The organism is Xanthomonas sp. BRIP62415 (assembly GCF_003993515.1).
GTDB classification, from domain to species: Bacteria; Pseudomonadota; Gammaproteobacteria; order Xanthomonadales; family Xanthomonadaceae; genus Xanthomonas; species Xanthomonas euroxanthea.
Map to the genome: position 1 here is coordinate 1 of NZ_QEZH01000007.1, position 1,173 is coordinate 1,173.

1 protein-coding gene is annotated in these 1,173 nt (G+C 69.4%); it reads right to left on the reverse strand.

What is annotated here, in order from left to right:
• The coding region (locus tag EO141_RS01700; protein WP_164739013.1) for an AMP-binding protein at positions 1 to 1,149 on the reverse strand (1,149 nt) is incomplete at its 3' end.
• Positions 1,150 to 1,173 lie beyond the last annotated feature (24 nt).

The following is a 1,173-nucleotide window of genomic DNA, read 5'->3' on the forward strand; positions in this document are numbered from 1 at the left end:
ATCGCCGCTGGCATACAGACGGCTGCCCGCAGCACCGAACGGATTGGGCACGAAGCGCTCGGCGGTGGCGGCGGCACGGCCGACATAGCCATAGGCCAGGCCGCTACCCTCGATGTACACCTGGCCCGGCGCGCCATCCGGCACCGCCCGCAGCGTGTCATCCAGCAGATGCACCCGGTTGCCGGCCAGCGCCACGCCCAGTGGCGGCCCGAACGGCAATGCATCCTCGGCCGGCGCCGTGCGCTGGGTATCGGCCAGCACGCAGATGCTCGCCTCGGTCGGGCCGTAGGTATTGGTCCAGGCCGCCTGCGGACACATCCGCAACCACTGCCGCAAGGCACCTGCCGAGGCCGCCTCGCCGCCGACCACGACCGAACGCACGCTGCGCAGCGCGTCGGCATTGGCCTGGTCCAGCTGGAAGGTCAGCGCGTGCCAATACGCGGTAGGCAGGTCCAGGATGGTCGCTCCGTGCGCCTGCACGTACTCGCAGAACTGACGTGGGTCGAGCAGACGCTGCGCTGGTAGCAGCAGCCGCGCACCAGCGACAAGCGTCGTGAATACTTCTTCCAGGAACGCGTCGAACGCCGGCGAATTGAACTGCAGCACGCGGTCGTCCGGGCCCAGCTGCCACAGCTGCTGCATGCGCAGCGCGTGCTGGATCAACCCGCTGACCGGCAGCGCCACTGCCTTGGGCTCGCCGGTGGAGCCGGAGGTGTGCAATATCGAAGACACCGCCCCGTCGGTCACCGGCCCCGGGGTGCCCACGGCATCGCTATCCGGCGCGTCCAGATCCAGCACCTGCAACGCGGTCAGCGGCGGTACCGCCCCCTGCCGCAGTAGGCAAGCACTGCGGCCGTTTTCGAGCATGTAGCGCAACCGTGCCGGAGGATAGTCCGCATCCAGCACCAGGAACGCCACGCCGGTGCGCAGGCAGGCCAACATCGCCACGATCAGCGTGGCCCGCTCTTCGATCAGCAAGCTCACCACCGAGCCCAGCCCCTGGCCGCGCAGCCGCAGGCGTACAGCCAGCCGCTCCACCTTCGCCAACAGCGTGGCGTAGTCCAGCACGGTTTCGCCCTGCAGGGCGATCGCCTGTGGCGGATGCGCCTGCAGACGCGCAAACAGGTCGGCGCTGCAGTGGCGAGCCACCGGCAGTGCCTCCTGCAGTTGCGC